Source organism: uncultured Campylobacter sp. (genome assembly GCF_938045625.1).
In the GTDB taxonomy this organism is placed as follows: Bacteria; Campylobacterota; Campylobacteria; order Campylobacterales; family Campylobacteraceae; genus Campylobacter_A.
Map to the genome: position 1 here is coordinate 1 of NZ_CALIAV010000055.1, position 15,779 is coordinate 15,779.

The window sequence follows — 15,779 nt, forward strand, 5'->3', positions numbered from 1 at the left end:
TTATCTGGACGGCAAAGCGGTAGATACCAAGCGCACGCCCATAAGCGACGAATAAAACGCCTCGCAAAACGCGGGTGAATTTGTAAATTTAAGACGAGTGCGCGCCTAAATACGCGGCGAGCTTCGGTAAAATTTCAAGCCAAAGAATCTAAAAAAGGATAGAAAATGAAAAAATATATTGTCATCACCGGCGCAAGTTCGGGTATCGGAGCGGCCGCAGCAAAGGCGTTTGCTGGGCGCGGAGAAAATTTGATCCTAATCGCGCGCAGAGCGGAGCTGCTGCAAAACTTAAAGGAGGAGATCGCTAAAATTTCGCCCGAATCGGACGTAGCCATTAAAATTTGCGACCTTGCGCGCAGCGAGAACGTCCTAGCGCTTTGGGACGAGCTAAAAAGCTACGAGCTAAAGGCGCTAATTAATAGCGCTGGCTTTGGGGATTTTGGCTTAGTGGGAGAGCAGGATTTACAAAAAACGGTAAGAATGATAGACCTAAACGTAACCGCGCTCGCGATACTTTCGAGCTTATTTACGCGAGATTACAAACGCAAACAAACTCAGCTTATAAACATCTCCTCCGTGGGCGGCTATTTTCTGGCGCCCGGCGTCGTGCCGTATTGCGCTACAAAATTTTTCGTAAGCGCTTTCACCGAGGGTTTGAGCCACGAGCTGGCGCAGGATAAAGAGGCCAAAATGCAGGCTAAAGTTCTAGCTCCCGCCGCGACTAAAAGCGAGTTTTGCGACGTAGCTTCGGGAAAGCGCGGATTTGATTACGATGCGGCGTTTTCGCAATACCACAGCAGCGAACAAACGGCAGAATTTTTGCTCACGCTTTACGATAGCGATGCATGCATCGGAGAGGTAGATTTGGCTAGCTTCGAATTTAAACTTAGCGAACCGAAATTTAATTATATAGCAGCCGCCAAATAGCGGATCGGGTGAGGCGCAAGCTCACTTATAGCTTGCACTGTTAAGTTGCTTCTTTACGTGCGAGCAGGACTTGATTAGCTTCGTAGCGACAAGCTGCGCAGGCAGGCGCCTTTGAATTTTACGCATTTATAGATCGCACGACGAGCCGTGCCGTGTGGACGATACACGCGTAAAATTTAGAATAACGTAGCGCCTGAGTTAAATTTGACTGCAAAGCGCGATAAAATTTATAGAAATTTAAGGAACGAAAATGGGAAAAACGGCTTTGGTTGTGGGTGCCACGGGAGCGGTCGGACGCGAGATCGTGCGCGGGCTTTGCGAGAGTCCAAGCTACGATAAAATCATCGTTTGGGCGCGCCGAGAGTTAAAATTTAGCCACGAAAAGCTAGAGACACAGATCGTAAATTTTAGCGACGTAAAAAACATGCCGCCACGCGAGATAGACGAGATATTTTGCGCGCTGGGCACGACGATGAAGCAAGCCGGCAGCCGCGGGCAGTTTTATAAAGTGGACGTGAGCTACCCCGTAAATATCGCAAAATGGGGTATCGCATCAGGCGCGCGCCGTTTTGTGCTCATTTCATCGCAGGGCGCGGACGAGAGGTCGAGATTTTTTTATCTGCGCGCAAAGGGTAAGGCGGAAAAAAAGATCGCCGCGCTAAAATACGAGAACGTGCAAATCGCGCGGCTGCCTGCGATAAAAAGCGAGCGCGAGCAGGTGCGTATGGGCGAGCTCTTTATGGTTTGGCTGTTTGGGCTTTTGCCGAAATTTATCTTAACTAATTACCGCCCGATGAGCGCGAAAGATATCGCCGCCGCCGTTATCGCCGCGGCGCAGACGGACGCTAAGGGCGTGCAAATTTATCATCCCAGAGAGTTTATTTAGAAGCGAAAGCGTAAAGGCGATTTTGGCTTTAAGCTTTTAAAAACGCCGAAAATGCGCCTGCTATTTTAAAATAAAAAATCGGCCGAAATTTGCAAGGCGTGCGGCCTTATTTAAATTCGGCTCTTGAGCGCGGTTTGGCTATTTGCTCGGTCGCAGCCAAAAGTTGGGTGTGTCAAAAAAGAGGCTTTTGTTTATGTTTGGCTATTTGTTTAGTCGCACTCAAACGCTGCTAGGACGGCTTTTGCCCCGCGATCCGCCTAACAGGTAGCGCGAGCCTGTACGCAGTTTTGCTTTGCTCGCGCAAAAATCAAAACGCCTACTTAAAAACTATGCCGGATGCGGTAAAATCCATTTGCTCTGGTTCGACGTTTAGTAATGATTTAAAAACCAGCCTGCCTACGGCTTTTAGCTCTGCCTCGTGCGCGGGATTTGGATGCTGCTGCAACTCCTGCTGCATTGCCATTAGCAAAAACCCAAGCCCCATAGATATCTGATACGAGTTCATCATTTCCGTAGCCTTTCCCTCAAACAGCTCCGGTTTTTTGCGCAAAAACTCGGCGATCTGCAAAAATGCGGGCTTTACGGCTTCGTCCGGCATCGGATGATTAAAATACGCCGCGTAAGCGCCTCCTAGTAGCGCCACGATGCCGGTCGCCACGTTTTCTTTGGGTATGCCGTATAGCTGCTCGACGCTGCCGTTTAGCTTATCTATGCCCTCTACTAGCAAGCGCCGCCCCTCGTCTTGCTGCGTGGCAGGAAAAAGCTGCGCTATCTGCTCTATGCCGTCCATATCCAAAAAATGATCTCCGGCTCGTACCAGCGCACCCGTATAGAGTATATCGGTCTTGATATCTTTGGCATAGGCGGAATCATCGGGCGGATTTAAATTTTTTCTTGCTTGATTCATAGCGCGGTTATACGCATCCTGCCGCAACCACTGCTCGTTAAAATCAATCGTAAAAAAAGCCTGCGCGCTACTAAAACACATCACCACTCCAAGCGCCGCCGCGCCGACTCGAATCTTGCCTAAAATTTTCATAAAACGCCTCCTAATACAAGTTTATGCGACGTCGCCGCATTGCCCGCATTATACCTAAAATAACGCGGCTACGATCTTTTTTATTCTGATTGCCTCTACGCTGCCGCGGCGCAGACGGACGCTAAGGGCGTGCAAATTTATCATCCAAGAGATTTTGCGCAAACGTACGGCAAGTAGTCAAATTTCGCGCTTTAGCTCAAATTTGACGCCGCTAGCAGTCTAAATTTACCGCCTACTTCGCCCGCAAAATCGGCGCTAAAATTTAATCCCTCGCACGACCTGCGCGCCAAGACCAGTTTGCATATGTCGCAAAAACATCGCGTGATAAAAGTCCCCCTCGTGCCCCGGCGCGTCGTAGGTGGCGACGAGGCTTGCCGGCACTAGGACTTTGCGCCTGATGTTTGCCTCGTTTGCGCTGAGCTTTAGGTGCGAGACTAGCTGATAGACGCAAAGATCGGTGCAGTCGCCTAGCACCACAAAGGTGTCAATCTGTGGATTTTGCGCGAGAAATGCGTTAAAATCGGTGCAGTAAGCCGTGCTCAGGGAGTTTTTGCGAAAGATTTTTATCTCGTCAAAAAACGGCAATTCGCGCAGTTGCGGTATCGTCTTTGCGCCCTCTGTACCTTTGACCGCGTGCGGAGGAAATGCGTCAAATTCCGCACAGTTTGCCTCGTGGCTATCCTCGAGTAGCACGAGATTTCTCGCACCCGCCGCGTAAGCTGCGCTAAGAGTCTGCGCTATACCGTCCGCGATCGCGCCCACTCGCGGGCTAGCTAGCGGCCCCATGCTGCAAAATCCCTCTATCATATCCACGCTGATAAATGCGGTGTTTGCCGCGTCGCCCGCTAAAAGTTCGCTAAATTTAATCTCCTTTAGCTCCTCAAACCACTTCGCCAAATCCTCTAAGATTTTCGCGTCAAATTTCATTTTCTCTCCTTGTTTTGATTGTTTTTTTGTTCGTTGTTCGGCTCGCCGAAGCTAATCTCAAACCGCGAGCCGCCCTAAATTTCGCGTTCAAATTTAATCTCGCCCAAAGCGTCAAATTTCATCAAATTCACCTGCCTAGCCGCGCGTCTTTGCGGGCAAATTTACGCAAAAGCTCTTTGGCTCAAGCTCGATCTCGATACTGCCGCCATGCGCCTGGACGATCTGCAGGCATAGGTGCAGGCCTAGGCCGTTGCCCTTTAGTTTGCTTGTTTTAAAGGGCTCAAAGACCATGGCTTGGTTTTTGATCGGCACGCCGCTATCGGTCACGGTAAATTTATGCTCGCCCTCGCGCTGCTCGTAGTCCACGCGCACCCAGCCGTCATCGTCCTCGTTTTCCTCGACCGCATCGATAGCGTTAAACAGCATATTTTGAAACACCATCGCCAGCAAATCGCGGTCGCCCACATAGGGCAGGTCGGGGAAATTTAGGCTAAATTTGATCTCCTTGCCGTATGTGTAGCACTCTATCGCCGCTTCGCACTCGCTTTTTAGCTCGGCTAGGTTAAATTCGCGCGCGTTTATCGTTAGACCTTTGGTGAAAAGCAAGGTGGCCTTGATGATGCGCTCGACGCGCCAGATCGCCTTTTGCATCTGCTCGACGACTGGGCGCGCGCGTTCATCCGCCTTTTTTATCAGCGTGGAGGCTAGCAGCGAGATCGAGCCCACGGGATTGCGTATCTCGTGGGCTAGGTGGGCGGCGACTTGACCCATCGAGGCTAGGCGCTCGGTGCGCTTTTCGGTCGTTATGTCGGTTGCGGAGATGATTTTTTTGCCCTCTTTTTGGGCAATTTTGATGAGGTAGATTTGCCCCGCGGCGCTTATCTCGCCTTCATTTTGCGGGATAAATTTTAAAATTTGACCCAGTTTTAGGGCTTCTGAGTTTTGTAAAAATATCTCGCCCGCCTCGTCCAAAACCCAGATCGCATTGGGCAAAATCTCCACGATATCTTTGATAAAGCCTTGCAAATTTGCATACGACGCGGTCAGATTTTTGTACTCGCGCTCTATCAGATAGGTTTGCTCGATCAGGCTTTTTAGTCCGTCTTGGACGCTGGTTTTGTCGATCTGAGTCATAAAAGCTCCTCGAAATTTTCTAAATCAAAAAGTAAAATTCGCTCGTTTTTTAGGCGGCCGACTTCGTTGCTAAAGCCGCTTTTGGAAAATAGCGCGACGACGTCTGGCTCAAAGCCTAGTCGCTCGCATTTTTTAAGGAGTAAATTTACCACATTTTTGCAAATTTTATGCTCTTTAAATTTAGCTTCTCCAACGATGATACGTCCGTCTAGGCTCAAAAATATATCTATCTCGATATTTTTCGCCCACAAGCTCCGCACCCGTGCTGGCTCCGTGCCTAGTCTAAACGCCAAAAGTTCGCGGCAAAGCAGCTCAAAGCCAAAGCCCGCGTACGAGTCGAACTCACGTCTGATAATCTCCATCAGCGCGGCCTTTTCGCCGTTTTTTAAAAGGGCCAAATTTGGCTCGATGAAATAAAACCAAAATCTAGTAAAATTGTCGTTAAAGACCACCTTATCCTGCGCCTTATCGCGCTCGGGCAGCTTTTTGGATTTTTGATATTTGCTTTTTACGCGCGGTTTTTCCAGTGTCTTTTCGATGCTGACTACGCCCGAATTTATCGCGGCGGCGTAAATTTTTAGGATGAGAGGGCGGGGCAAGAATTTATTTAGAGCATATTTTTTACGGTCGTTTTTAGCAAGCTTGCAAAGGGCAAATTTAAGCTCGCTCTCAAAAGGCGCGTCAAAGCTAAATTTGAGCGACAGATCTTCAAATTTATCTAAAATTTCCTTTTCGATCGCCTCGAAAATATCGTAATAATTCGCCTCAAATTTGAGCGCGTCAAAGACTAGATGAAAGTAAATAAGCTGCAGGATATCAAGGTGCTTAAAGCGCGCGTAGCTTGATTTTAAGGCGTAGATTTTTGCTCCTTTTTAGCCCATTTTAGCACAACTTTGGTTATAATCTCTTTTTTTATAAGGAAAAATTTTGGTTAGCATCGACGAAATCAGGAAAAATATTATTTTAAAAAAGGGCGTGCGCTACTTTGACTACACAGCCTCAGGTCTAGCCTACGCGCCAATAGAGCGCAAGATCGCAAAATACCTAAAAACCTACGCCAACACGCACTCAGAAAGCGCCTCAAACGCGCTAAAAACGCAAAAACGCTACGAAAAAGCAAGGCAGAGCCTAAAAGACGCGCTGGGGCTTGATGAGCGATTTTATCTGATCTCTGCCGGTTGCGGTGCGACGGGAGCGATAAAGAAATTTCAAGAGATCATGGGGCTTTACCTGCCGCCTATGAGCGCAAACCGCCTAGGCGAAGAGGCGGTAAAGGGTGCAAATTTACCCCTCGTCATCGTCTCGCCCTACGAGCACCACTCAAACGAGGTTAGCCTACGCGAGGGGCTGTGCGAGGTCGTGCGCATACCGCTAAGCAAGAGCGGGGAGATAAATTTCGGCAGACTCGATCAACTGCTCAAAATCAACTCAAAGCGCGAGATCATCGGCTCTTTTAGCGCGGCGTCAAACGTCACGGGGATAATCAGCGACTACAAAAAAATCTACGTGATGATGAAGCGATACGGCGCGACGGTGGCCTTTGACGCGGCTAGTTTTAGCTCGCACGATAACCTCGACGCCGACTATTTCGACGCGCTATTTCTCTCGCCGCATAAGCTTTTAGGCGGCGTGGGTAGCTGCGGACTGCTCGCGATAAGAAAAGAACTCGTAAAATCAGACAAACCGACCTTCGCCGCGGGCGGGACGGTTAGCTACGTGAGCCGTAGCTCGCATTTTTTCGCGCCTAGCATCGAGCGCACCGAGGAGGGCGGCACCCAGCACGTGATGGGGCTAATTAGAGCCTCGCTAGCATACAGACTACGAAACGAGGTCGGCCTAGACGTCATAAAAAGCCGCGAGGATGAGCTTGCAAAGCTATTTTGCGAGGGACTGGATAAGATCCCCGAGGTCGTGAGTTACTGTCCGCGCGGAGTGCCGAGACTGCCGATTTTCGCATTTAATGTAAAAGGCGTTTCGCCTTATGATTTCGCCGAAGCGCTGAGCGAGGACTACGGCGTGCAGACCCGTGCGGGGTGCGCGTGCGCCGGTCCGTACGGACACGATCTGCTCGGGCTAAAAGACGATCAGAAATTTGATCAAAAGCCCGGTTGGGTGCGCGTGAGCCTGCACTACTCGCACACGCCAAAAGACGTCGCCTATCTGCTAAAGGCCATCAAAAAAACTATCAAAAAATTTAAAACCAAAAAGGAAAAGAAATGAATAAAATTTTAGCCGCAGCCTTGTTTGCTCTTTGCGCCGTTTGCGCGCAGGCAAAGCCCTTTAGCCCCGAGCAGTACGCAAAAGTACTGCGCGAGTACAACTCCGTGGCGGGCGCGAACAACTACTTTGAAAGCGGTAAATTTAAAGAGGAATTCGAGCTTCGCAAAAAATACTGCGACGAGGGTCTAAGAGACGCGTGCGGCGATCTGGGGCTGCTCTACGTTACGGGTCTAGGCGCGCCGCGTGATGCTAAAAGGGCTGGCGAACTACTCGAGTACGCTGCCAAAAATGACGAGTTTAAGGCCATCTCGCAGTACTACGAAGCCGCACTTGACATAGCTCGCGCGTCGGAAAAATACCCGGACGACAAGGTGGCGCAGCACCTAGGAGCCGAGTTTAAAAACTCGCTAGAGCAGTGCAAAGCCTACAAGGGCGATCGCCACGTGTGCTTCCGCGCGCTGGTGATTAGCAGCATGCTGCCAAAAGGCGAGGGCGGCCTGGGGCTATCGCAGGCTGAGTTTGCCAAGGCGTGGGAGGACATCGTCGTGAGCGACGTCGAGCGCAACGGCATGGACGACTCGAAGGTAAACTCGCTGGCAAAGGAGCTAGAAGGACTAGCGGCGCGCTAAATTTGCGGGCTTTTGCGGCATAAATTTGCTTTTTTCGGCCAGGCGATCCGTCAAATTTGACCGTCCGCGCTTTTGTCTTTTTGCGGGCGGCTTCGCGTCTCATGTAAATTTAGATTATTCGGCTCAAATTTGACGCATCGGCGATTGCTAGGCTAAAATTTGAGTCGATTTTTTGGTAAATTTATCGAGCGGTGCATAATTTGCTTTTGCTCAAATTTGACTGCTTTTTACGGGCAAATTTGGCTCGCTTCCGGCGGCATTTTGTTTTGTCTGGCGGGCTTTACGGGTATCTTTACGGCGTAAATTTGCTAAATTCCGCTAGCGCTCAAATTAGCTCGTCAGGCTTAAAGCCTTCACTTGCGCTTTTTTGCGCGCGGTTAAATTTATGTGCCCGCGCGGGTTTTTGTCCTGCTCAAATTTGGCGTATTTTTACGCCCGGCTCAAATTTGCGCGGCGTTAATTTTTACGAATTTACAAAAACTTTGGAGAAAAATTAGATGCGAGATTCGCGCGAGTTTCAGGTCTTAGCGGGCGAGGTAAAAAACGTGAGATGGAATGCGGCTACGGACGAGTGCGTTTTTGAGATCGCGGGCGCGAAATTTAACGTTAAAAACCTCAAAGATCGCCTCGTGCCTCGCGAAAACGACCGCCTAGCTATCGCCTATGACGAGCAAAACGAGGTTTGGAATTTTAAAAACTTAACCTCGGGCAAATGGCTCAAAAACTACGCTTGGCGCGCGCATTTTATACTATTTTGGGCGGCGATCTTTGATATCGTTCCCGGTAAAATTTTAGGTGCGATTTTTGCGATACCTATAATTTATTTAAGCAAGTATTTGTCCGAATTTGCAGGCATGACGGCCTTGTTCGCCCTTGTTATTTGCTTATTTTTATCGCTACCCTTTTTGCACATATACTGGAGCGAAAGCAAAAGCTTAAGCGGCACGGTCGAGGCGTATCTGGCTTTGAGAAAATTTTTAAATGAGATGGATTTGTAAAATGGCGTCAAATTCAAGGGGATTTTTGATGAAAACCAAAAACGGTTTAAAACTGCTCGGCGGCCGCGCGGGTTCGCTTGAGTGCGTCTATAAAGACAAAAGCGGATTTGATTATAGCTTTAGCTTGGATGGGCAAATTTTAAACGTTCGCTCGCTGCAAAGTCCGCTCTTGCCGTTAAATGACGGCGACGAGATGCTGGCGGTTTGCGATAAAAAGGGGCGGGTTTTGGGGCTAAAAAATCGCTCTTTAAACTCCGCGGCCTGGTACGCCTATGAGCCTAGCCTCCTTTTTGCGGCTCTGTTTTTCGCGCTATTTTTGTTGTTCGCCGCGGCCGGCGTTTGGGGGATTTTTTCTGGTTTTGACGGACGGTGGCCGCTTTTTAGCACTTTGTTACTTGTTTTTGGTTTCGGCTCTCTTGCTTTTGCTTGGTTTAAGTATCACCGCGAGGCGTCTTTGGGCTTGCGCGTTAGATCGATGCTGGGCGCCACAAAAGAGCCCAAGTCTAGCGGCGAGGCTAACGGCAGGGTGCGCGACAAAAGGATTTTTGAGACGAAAGAGAAGAGCTATTTTAGAGTCACGGTCGGCGATACGTTTTTATGGGGTAGCAGCCATAAAAAGCGCGCCCTGGAGCTAGCAAACGGCGACGAAGCGAGCGTAAAATACGAAAATTTCAGGGTCATAAAGATACGAAATCTCAGCAAAAACCTGACGGCGAAAAAATCTCAAGGCTTTTTTGAGAGGGCGCTTTGGTTTAGCGCAGATATCGCGATTAGCCTTTGCATGGGGCTTGCTTTGCTCTATGCGGGGACGATGGATTTTTGGTTTTCGCCTTTTGCGGGGATTGCCGGCATCGTAATCTTGCTCGGCGGAGCCAGCTTTAACGTGTTTTATAAAAAGGATTAGCCCTTGGCGCGGAGATTTTAAATTTGAGCCCGCCACCGTAAATTTGACGCTAAAATTCGGCGTACAATTTGAGTAACGCGGGCAAGTCCGTCAAATTTAAGCCGCTCGCCCGCGTTTAAATTTACAAAAACGCTTGCAAATTTTGCCGGGCGGTAAATGGCAGAAATAGCGGCGATAAAGCTTAAATTTAGCGCGATCTCCGTGGTTTATATTGAGGCAAATTTATGCGTAGCAAGACTAACTGCGACCGTCAAATTTAGCCTAAATTTTGTAAAAACTCCGCGTATTCTCTAGCTCCGCGCTCTAAATCGTCCTGGCTTGATACGTAGTCCACGCCCGGAGTCTCCTCGGCGCCGTAAAATGCGAAAAAGCCGCGGTAGTCGGCGTGAAAATAGTATTTAAACGCAAGCTCAAACGGCGTAAGAACCTCGCGCAAGCTAAAATGATAGCGTCCTTGCGGGCAGTAATCGCTCTTTTTGATGCCCGCAGTCACGGCTAGCGCGACCTTGCGGCCCGCAATACCGTCCGAGCCGCGCCCATAGGCAAAACCGTGCGTCATCACCGCGTCGATCCATGATTTTAAAATCGGAGGGCAGGAGAAGTTATGAAGTGGAAACTGCAAAACGAGGGCGTCGTGGGCTCTGATGAGCTCTTGCTCGCGCGCGACGTCGATATCGCCTCTCCCGTAAACCTGCGTCAAATCATGAACGCTAAAGTGCTGCGGCTCTTTGAGGACCTCTTGTAGCAGGCGTTTGTTTATGGCTGAGTTTTTGATATCGGGGTGGGCTAAGATGATTAGGGTTTTCATTTTTCTCCTTTTTAATCGAGCAAATTTTAGCGAACCTGGCTTAAATTTAGGCGGAGCATTGCGCGGTTTAGCGAGGCAAATTTAGCGCATTTTTACAAAAACGCTTGCAAATTTCGCAGATTTTCTTTTATGGATGCGGGGCGGTAGAGTGCCGAGATAACGGCGATGTAGTCGGGATTTAGCGCGGCGATTTGCGCGATATTTGCTGCGTTTATGCCGCCGATCACGCAAATCGGGATACGTAAAATTTCCTTTGCGCGCCTGATCGTTTCAAATTTACAAAGCGGGGCGTGCGGTTTGGTCGGGCTTGCAAACAGGGCGCCAAATGCCGCGTAAGAAGCGCCCTCGTCCTGCGCCCTTAGCGCTAAATTTAGATCGTCGTAGCAGCTAACGCCGATGAAAGCGTCCTCGCCTAAGATCTTTCTAGCGGCCTTTACTCCGCCGTCATCTTTGCCGATGTGCACGGCGTTAGCGCCTATTTTGGCTGCAAATTTTACGTCGTCGTTTACGATAAATCTTGCGCCGTAACGCTCACAAAGCTCTTTTAGCGCAAGAGCTACGCGCTCGTTTTTTGGCTCAAGCTTAGTGCGGTACTGCAAAAGCTTCACTCCGCACTCTAGCAGCTCGCGAGTTTGCTCTAGCACGCTGTTTTCTGGCGTTAGGATATCATCCGTGATAGCGTAAATTTCAGACATTTTCGCCCGCTGCTTTGTGATCTAGTAGCCGCACGCCGAAATTTGAGCCGTGGGCGTTTTTAATCGCGTTTGCGACGAAGGCTTTGGCGCTCTTGATTGCCGTTACCTCGTCTGCCCCGCAAGCTAGGGCGCATGCGATAGCCGTGGCAAAGCTACATCCCGCGCCGTGCATGATTGTGGGACGCTCTAGCGGCTCGCCAAATTTAACAATTTCGCCGCTTTTTTTATAAAGCGTATCCTCGCAAATCTCGCTCGCTCGCGTGCGTTTTAGCACGACGTCGCAGGGCAGATCGGTGCTCAAATTTAACCCCAAAATGCGCGCTTCGTCTAAATTTGGTGTCGCGATGCGGGCGAGGCTTAAAAGCTCCTTTAACGCGTTTATGGCGCCATCTTGTAGGAGCTTCGCGCCTGATTTTGCCACGCAGACAGGGTCTATCACGGCTGGTATGCCGCTGTTTTGCTCTAGCCAGGCTTTGACGCAGGCTATGAGCTGTTTGTTAAAGAGCATGCCGATCTTTACGGCGTCAAATTTTAGCTCGGCGCAGGCTGCTTCTAGCTGCGCGTTTAAAAACTCGGGCGTTACGGGCATTACCGCGCTCACGCCGCTCGTGTTTTGCGCGGTTAGAGCCGTGATAGCGGTCGCGCTGTAGCTGCCGTAGGCCTCGCAGGTTTTTATATCGGCTTGCACGCCGGCACCCCCGACGCTGTCGCTGCCTGCGATGATTAGGATATTTTTTTTAGGATTTTTCATTGTTTTGCCTTGAGCGGTTTTGTTAAATTTGTCTTTGGTCGAATTTATTTGTCACCGAAATCCTTGCCAAACTCGACGCCTAGCTCCTTTAAATTTACGGGGCCGTTTCCTTGCGACTCCATCGGTATCGGCGGAGTTTGCGACTGCGTTTGCGTAGGCTGCTCGCTCGCAGGATTTTGCTCGGTTTGAACGTTTTTGGTGGCATTATTTTCGGCTTTCTTCGGCTTTTTCTTTGCTTTTTCGTCTTCTAGCTTTTTGCCGGTTAGGCACTCGTAAATTTCCGCGTGATTTTTCTTTGCCCAGTCCTCTTTGACCTCGATTTTTTGATACTCTTTGCTAGTAGGCAGGGCGAGGCCGTTTTTAACTAGGGTTTTGTTTAGGATTCTGCTTTCGTCGCTTACTTCGCATAGCCATCTATCGCCTAGATTTTTTAGCGTGAGCACGTAGTAGTTGCGACCCGGACGAAATATCTTATTGATCTCTTTGTCGTAGGATTTGGTGAAATTTTCCAGCTCTTTTTTTTCTTTTATGCATTTTGCGCCGTTATAAAATTTGACGTTTGCAAGCTTACAAGGGGCGATCACGGCGGCGTTTAGCCTAAAGATAAATGTATCGTAGTCTAAAATTTTTTCTAAAAAAAGGACTTCTTTTGTGACTTTTTCGCGTTTGGATTTGGTCGTTTGGGTTATTTGCATGTCGGTAAACTCGGCAGCCGAATTTACCGACAGCAAGGCTAAAGCGCAAAATTTAATCAGAGTAAAAAATGCGCTTTTTTTCATTATTTCAGATCGTATTTTTCTAGCAGTTTGTCGTAGCTGCCGTCTTTTTTCATCTCGTCAAGCGCGGTGTTTATCTTAGTGACTAGATCGGCTTGTTTGCCTTTGTCAAATGCTATAGAAAAGCCTTCGCTACCGTCGGTTTCTTTATAAAACTCCTCAAGTTCCGGATTTTTCTTTAAAAAGCCGTAGCCGATCGAGCTATCAAGTACGACCGCGTCTATCTTGCCTTTTTTTAGCCCCATGATTAGCGGAACCGGATCCTCGGCAGGCACGACTTTAGCGCCTGCGATAGCGTTAGCGGCGATCTCTTGGACGGTGCCTTGTTGTACGCCCACTCTTTTACCGTTTAGGGCGTCTTTGCTCGCGATGGCGTCGTTGCCTTTAGCGCGCAAGTAGATGTTTTCCGTAGCGTAGTAAGCCTGCGTGAAATCAATCGACTTTCGTCTATCGTCAGTCGCGCTCATCGCGCTTGCTACGGCGTCGATCTTGCCCGTTTTTAGAGCGGGGATGAGGCCGTCAAAGCTCATATTTACGATCTTGTACTCAAAACCCGCGCGTTTAGCGAGCTCGGCTACTAGGTCCATGTCAAAGCCGGTGATCTTGTTTTGCTCGTCCACGTACTCAAACGGCGGATAGTTAGCGGCTGTACCGATCTTTAGCTCGGCAGCGCCAAGTGTAGCTAGAGCCGCTAAAAGCAGCGCAAAAATCTTTTTCATTTTCTCTCCTTTAAATTTGGTTTCAAATTTAAGCCCGCAACGCGGTGCGGGCTCGTAAATTTACTTCAGGCCGTATTTTTCCATCATCTTGTCAAATTCGCCGCTCTTTTTGAGCTCCTCTATCGCGGCGTCTATTTTGCCGATTAGCTCTAGGTGCTTGCCTTTATTAAACGCTACGGCAAAGCCTTCGGTGCCGTCGGGAAGCTTTAAAAACTCCTCCAGATCCGAGTTTTGCTTTAGATACTCGTAGCCGATCGGGCTATCTGTTAGCACGACGTCGATTTTGCCTGCTTTTAGCGATAAAATCGCAGCCGCTACGGTCTCTGCAGGTACGGCTAAGTCGCCGCAGATGGATTTAGCTGCGGCCTCTTGCAAGGTGCCTATTTGCGCGCTTATTTTTTTGAGGTGCATATTGGTCGCATTTACGTCGGTACCTTTTTTGCGGATGAAAAGATTATCCGAAAAATAATAAGGCTTCGTAAAATCGACCGATTTTCTTCTCTCCTCGGTCGCGCTCATACCGCTTAGCGCGGCGTCTATCTTGCCTGTTTTTAGAGCGGGGATTAGCCCGTCAAAGCTCATATTTTGCACGTCAAATTTGACGCCGATTTTCTTGCCGACGGCCTCTATCATATCGATTTCAAAGCCTACGATTTTGTTGTGCTCGTCGATATACTCAAACGGCGGATAGTCCGCGCTCGAGCCTACTTTTATCGTTTGTTGTACCGCTACGGGGGTTGCCTCGTTTTTTACTGCAGCGTCTTTGCTCGCGTTTTCATTCGAGCTTTGACCGCAGCCTGAAATCATCAAAGCGGCGGCTACGAAAACGAAAAGTTTTTTAAATTTGCCGGCGGACAAAGCCGCAACGATGTTTTGTGACATTTTGACCTCCTTTTAGTGGTTTAAAATTTTACCTAGAAAATCCTGCAAACGCTGATTGCTAGGGTTTTCGAAAACATTTTTAGGCGTGTCGTCCACGGCTATTTTACCGCCGTGCATGAAAAATATCCTATTGGCCACGTTTTTAGCAAAGCCCATCTCGTGGGTGACTACTAGCATCGTGATGCCCTTTGCTGCGACGTCCTTCATGATGTCTAGCACCTCACCGATCATCTCTGGATCTAGCGCACTCGTTGGCTCGTCAAAGAGTATGACCTCGGGATTCATAGCAAGGCTTCTAGCGATTGCTATACGCTGTTTTTGACCGCCCGAGAGCTTGTGCGGGAATGCATACTTTTTATCGCTTAGGCCCACGCTTTTTAGTAGCTCGTCGGCTCTTTTTTCCGCGCTTTCTTTATCTAAAATTCCCGCTTTTATCGGAGCTAGGGTTAAATTTTGCAAGACGTTTTTATTTGCAAAAAGGTTAAAGTGCTGAAAAACCATGCTCACTTTTTGACGGATTTTGTTTATATCAGTTTTTTTGTCCGTTATATCCTCGCCGTTTATCTTTATGTGCCCGCCGCTTGGCTCTTCTAGGCGGTTTATGCAGCGCAAAAACGTGCTCTTGCCGCCGCCGCTAGGACCTATGATGGCGATGATTTCGCCTTGTTTGATATCTACGCTGATATCGTCTAGGACGCGTAAATCGCCGTAATTTTTACTCAAATTTCTAATCTCAATCATGGCGATTTAGTCTCCTCTCTAAAATTTTAACCAAAAACGTAAAGAACTTCACACTGACATAGTAAACTATACCCGTGAAAATGACGGGCTCTGGGCTATAAAATACCGCTTGTAGGCTCTTACTTTGCATTGTGATGTCGATGACGCTAATGTAGCCTACGACCGAAGTTTCTTTAAACAGCGAGATAAATTCGTTCGCAAGCGCAGGCAATATGTTTTTAGTCGCCTGCGGGAACACCACTTCGCGCATCGAGACGTAGTAGTTTAGGCCCATCGCCCTTGCGGCTTCCATTTGCCCTTTATCGACGCTATTTATGCCGCTACGCACGATTTCTGCGACGTAGGCGGAGCTGTTTAGCCCAAGCGCGATTAAAGCGACGTAAAAGTTATCGCTCCAGGTTGCGAAAATCACGACCGAAAATATAAGAAGCTGCAAAATAATCGGCGTTCCGCGCAGGATATCTACGTATTCGTCAATGAGAAAGCTTAAAATTTTGATATTTAAAAACTTTAAAAACGCCAAAATAAAGCCCAAAGTCACGCCGATAGCCGTGCCGCCTATGGTGAGTCCCAGCGTCACGCCATAGCTTTTAAGGTAAGCTAGACGTTGCGCCTCGTTTAGCTCCGTCGGATAAAAATAGTAAACGCCCGCGGAGACGATGACGACGAAAAACAGCGCCCTGAAAAATTTTTCGTTTAGCATTTCTTAAACCTTAAAAGTGTAATGAGGGTTAATAATACGG

20 protein-coding genes are annotated in these 15,779 nt (G+C 48.7%); 8 read left to right on the plus strand and 12 right to left on the minus strand.

What is annotated here, in order from left to right:
* Positions 1-165 precede the first annotated feature (165 nt).
* The gene (locus Q0386_RS05380) at positions 166-927 is read left to right on the plus strand and encodes an SDR family oxidoreductase (RefSeq protein ID WP_299028151.1); all 762 of its coding nucleotides are present in this window, start codon (positions 166-168) and stop codon (positions 925-927) included.
* Positions 928-1,177: 250 nt separating this feature from the next.
* Positions 1,178-1,813 carry an NAD-dependent epimerase/dehydratase family protein gene (locus tag Q0386_RS05385; protein WP_299028154.1) on the plus strand — a complete coding sequence of 212 codons (636 nt, stop codon included), beginning with the start codon at positions 1,178-1,180 and terminating at the stop codon, positions 1,811-1,813.
* Between the two features lie 316 nt (positions 1,814-2,129).
* Here Q0386_RS05385 and Q0386_RS05390 read toward each other — a convergent pair whose 3' ends face one another.
* The 4 genes from Q0386_RS05390 to Q0386_RS05405 all read right to left on the minus strand — a co-directional run bounded on the left by Q0386_RS05390 (position 2,130) and on the right by Q0386_RS05405 (position 5,512).
* Positions 2,130-2,852 (minus strand): DUF6683 family protein, encoded by a 723-nt coding sequence (locus Q0386_RS05390; protein WP_299028157.1) that lies wholly within the window; start codon positions 2,850-2,852, stop codon positions 2,130-2,132.
* A 255-nt stretch (positions 2,853-3,107) separates the two neighbouring features.
* Positions 3,108-3,779, minus strand: coding sequence for a cysteine hydrolase family protein (locus tag Q0386_RS05395; protein WP_299028159.1), 672 nt, complete (start codon positions 3,777-3,779; stop codon positions 3,108-3,110).
* Between the two features lie 135 nt (positions 3,780-3,914).
* On the minus strand, positions 3,915-4,913 hold the full coding sequence (locus tag Q0386_RS05400) for a PAS domain-containing sensor histidine kinase (RefSeq protein WP_299028162.1): 999 nt from the start codon (positions 4,911-4,913) through the stop codon (positions 3,915-3,917).
* Positions 4,910-5,512, minus strand: coding sequence for a DUF234 domain-containing protein (locus Q0386_RS05405; protein WP_299028165.1), 603 nt, complete (start codon positions 5,510-5,512; stop codon positions 4,910-4,912). Before Q0386_RS05405 ends, Q0386_RS05400 begins: the two co-directional genes overlap by 4 nt.
* Positions 5,513-5,840: 328 nt before the next feature.
* Here Q0386_RS05405 and Q0386_RS05410 point away from each other — a divergent pair, with 328 nt between their 5' ends.
* From Q0386_RS05410 to Q0386_RS05435, 6 genes are all read left to right on the plus strand, one after another.
* The gene (locus Q0386_RS05410) at positions 5,841-7,133 is read left to right on the plus strand and encodes an aminotransferase class V-fold PLP-dependent enzyme (RefSeq protein ID WP_299028168.1); all 1,293 of its coding nucleotides are present in this window, start codon (positions 5,841-5,843) and stop codon (positions 7,131-7,133) included.
* Positions 7,130-7,762: a hypothetical protein gene (locus Q0386_RS05415; protein ID WP_299028171.1), complete on the plus strand. Its 633-nt coding sequence runs from the start codon at positions 7,130-7,132 to the stop codon at positions 7,760-7,762. Before Q0386_RS05410 ends, Q0386_RS05415 begins: the two co-directional genes overlap by 4 nt.
* 159 nt (positions 7,763-7,921) lie before the next feature.
* Entirely contained in the window at positions 7,922-8,065 is a 144-nt protein-coding gene (locus tag Q0386_RS05420; RefSeq protein WP_299028174.1) for a hypothetical protein, read from the plus strand.
* A 194-nt stretch (positions 8,066-8,259) separates the two neighbouring features.
* Complete coding sequence (locus Q0386_RS05425; RefSeq protein ID WP_299028177.1) at positions 8,260-8,760, plus strand: hypothetical protein; 501 nt, start codon at positions 8,260-8,262, stop codon at positions 8,758-8,760.
* Positions 8,761-8,788: 28 nt separating this feature from the next.
* A complete protein-coding gene (locus Q0386_RS05430) occupies positions 8,789-9,664 on the plus strand; it encodes a hypothetical protein (RefSeq protein ID WP_299028180.1) in 876 nt (291 codons plus the stop codon).
* 156 nt (positions 9,665-9,820) lie between these two features.
* On the plus strand, positions 9,821-9,958 hold the full coding sequence (locus Q0386_RS05435) for a hypothetical protein (protein ID WP_299028183.1): 138 nt from the start codon (positions 9,821-9,823) through the stop codon (positions 9,956-9,958).
* Here the strand turns inward: Q0386_RS05435 and Q0386_RS05440 are convergent.
* The 8 genes from Q0386_RS05440 to Q0386_RS05475 all read right to left on the minus strand — a co-directional run bounded on the left by Q0386_RS05440 (position 9,921) and on the right by Q0386_RS05475 (position 15,739).
* On the minus strand, positions 9,921-10,472 hold the full coding sequence (locus Q0386_RS05440; RefSeq protein WP_299028186.1) for an NAD(P)H-dependent oxidoreductase: 552 nt from the start codon (positions 10,470-10,472) through the stop codon (positions 9,921-9,923). The two genes, Q0386_RS05435 and Q0386_RS05440, sit on opposite strands and share 38 nt — an antisense overlap.
* A 92-nt stretch (positions 10,473-10,564) precedes the next feature.
* Positions 10,565-11,167, minus strand: coding sequence for a thiamine phosphate synthase (gene thiE / locus Q0386_RS05445; RefSeq protein ID WP_299028190.1), 603 nt, complete (start codon positions 11,165-11,167; stop codon positions 10,565-10,567).
* Positions 11,160-11,918: a hydroxymethylpyrimidine/phosphomethylpyrimidine kinase gene (locus tag Q0386_RS05450; RefSeq protein WP_299028193.1), complete on the minus strand. Its 759-nt coding sequence runs from the start codon at positions 11,916-11,918 to the stop codon at positions 11,160-11,162. Before Q0386_RS05450 ends, thiE begins: the two co-directional genes overlap by 8 nt.
* 44 nt (positions 11,919-11,962) lie before the next feature.
* Entirely contained in the window at positions 11,963-12,697 is a 735-nt protein-coding gene (locus Q0386_RS05455) for a hypothetical protein (protein WP_299028196.1), read from the minus strand.
* Positions 12,697-13,413, minus strand: a complete 717-nt coding sequence (locus tag Q0386_RS05460; protein ID WP_299028199.1) for a basic amino acid ABC transporter substrate-binding protein — start codon at positions 13,411-13,413, stop codon at positions 12,697-12,699. The genes Q0386_RS05455 and Q0386_RS05460 overlap by 1 nt, the downstream gene beginning before the upstream one ends.
* 60 nt (positions 13,414-13,473) lie before the next feature.
* Positions 13,474-14,295 carry a transporter substrate-binding domain-containing protein gene (locus Q0386_RS05465; protein WP_299028202.1) on the minus strand — a complete coding sequence of 274 codons (822 nt, stop codon included), beginning with the start codon at positions 14,293-14,295 and terminating at the stop codon, positions 13,474-13,476.
* Between the two features lie 12 nt (positions 14,296-14,307).
* A complete protein-coding gene (locus tag Q0386_RS05470) occupies positions 14,308-15,036 on the minus strand; it encodes an amino acid ABC transporter ATP-binding protein (RefSeq protein WP_002948421.1) in 729 nt (242 codons plus the stop codon).
* A complete protein-coding gene (locus tag Q0386_RS05475; protein ID WP_002948422.1) occupies positions 15,029-15,739 on the minus strand; it encodes an amino acid ABC transporter permease in 711 nt (236 codons plus the stop codon). Before Q0386_RS05475 ends, Q0386_RS05470 begins: the two co-directional genes overlap by 8 nt.
* Positions 15,740-15,779 lie beyond the last annotated feature (40 nt).

Excerpts from the sequence above, each read along its gene's own strand:
- Q0386_RS05390 (WP_299028157.1), bottom strand. The coding sequence starts at position 2,852 with ATGAAAATTTTAGGCAAGATTCGAGTCGGCGCGGCGGCGCTTGGAGTG.
- thiE (WP_299028190.1), bottom strand. The coding sequence starts at position 11,167 with ATGTCTGAAATTTACGCTATCACGGATGATATCCTAACGCCAGAAAAC.
- Q0386_RS05455 (WP_299028196.1), bottom strand. The coding sequence starts at position 12,697 with ATGAAAAAAAGCGCATTTTTTACTCTGATTAAATTTTGCGCTTTAGCC.
- Q0386_RS05450 (WP_299028193.1), bottom strand. The coding sequence starts at position 11,918 with ATGAAAAATCCTAAAAAAAATATCCTAATCATCGCAGGCAGCGACAGC.
- Q0386_RS05435 (WP_299028183.1), top strand. The coding sequence starts at position 9,821 with ATGGCAGAAATAGCGGCGATAAAGCTTAAATTTAGCGCGATCTCCGTG.
- Q0386_RS05470 (WP_002948421.1), bottom strand. The coding sequence starts at position 15,036 with ATGATTGAGATTAGAAATTTGAGTAAAAATTACGGCGATTTACGCGTC.
- Q0386_RS05460 (WP_299028199.1), bottom strand. The coding sequence starts at position 13,413 with ATGAAAAAGATTTTTGCGCTGCTTTTAGCGGCTCTAGCTACACTTGGC.
- Q0386_RS05400 (WP_299028162.1), bottom strand. The coding sequence starts at position 4,913 with ATGACTCAGATCGACAAAACCAGCGTCCAAGACGGACTAAAAAGCCTG.
- Q0386_RS05440 (WP_299028186.1), bottom strand. The coding sequence starts at position 10,472 with ATGAAAACCCTAATCATCTTAGCCCACCCCGATATCAAAAACTCAGCC.
- Q0386_RS05465 (WP_299028202.1), bottom strand. The coding sequence starts at position 14,295 with ATGTCACAAAACATCGTTGCGGCTTTGTCCGCCGGCAAATTTAAAAAA.
- Q0386_RS05425 (WP_299028177.1), top strand. The coding sequence starts at position 8,260 with ATGCGAGATTCGCGCGAGTTTCAGGTCTTAGCGGGCGAGGTAAAAAAC.
- Q0386_RS05380 (WP_299028151.1), top strand. The coding sequence starts at position 166 with ATGAAAAAATATATTGTCATCACCGGCGCAAGTTCGGGTATCGGAGCG.
- Q0386_RS05475 (WP_002948422.1), bottom strand. The coding sequence starts at position 15,739 with ATGCTAAACGAAAAATTTTTCAGGGCGCTGTTTTTCGTCGTCATCGTC.
- Q0386_RS05430 (WP_299028180.1), top strand. The coding sequence starts at position 8,789 with ATGAAAACCAAAAACGGTTTAAAACTGCTCGGCGGCCGCGCGGGTTCG.
- Q0386_RS05415 (WP_299028171.1), top strand. The coding sequence starts at position 7,130 with ATGAATAAAATTTTAGCCGCAGCCTTGTTTGCTCTTTGCGCCGTTTGC.
- Q0386_RS05385 (WP_299028154.1), top strand. The coding sequence starts at position 1,178 with ATGGGAAAAACGGCTTTGGTTGTGGGTGCCACGGGAGCGGTCGGACGC.
- Q0386_RS05395 (WP_299028159.1), bottom strand. The coding sequence starts at position 3,779 with ATGAAATTTGACGCGAAAATCTTAGAGGATTTGGCGAAGTGGTTTGAG.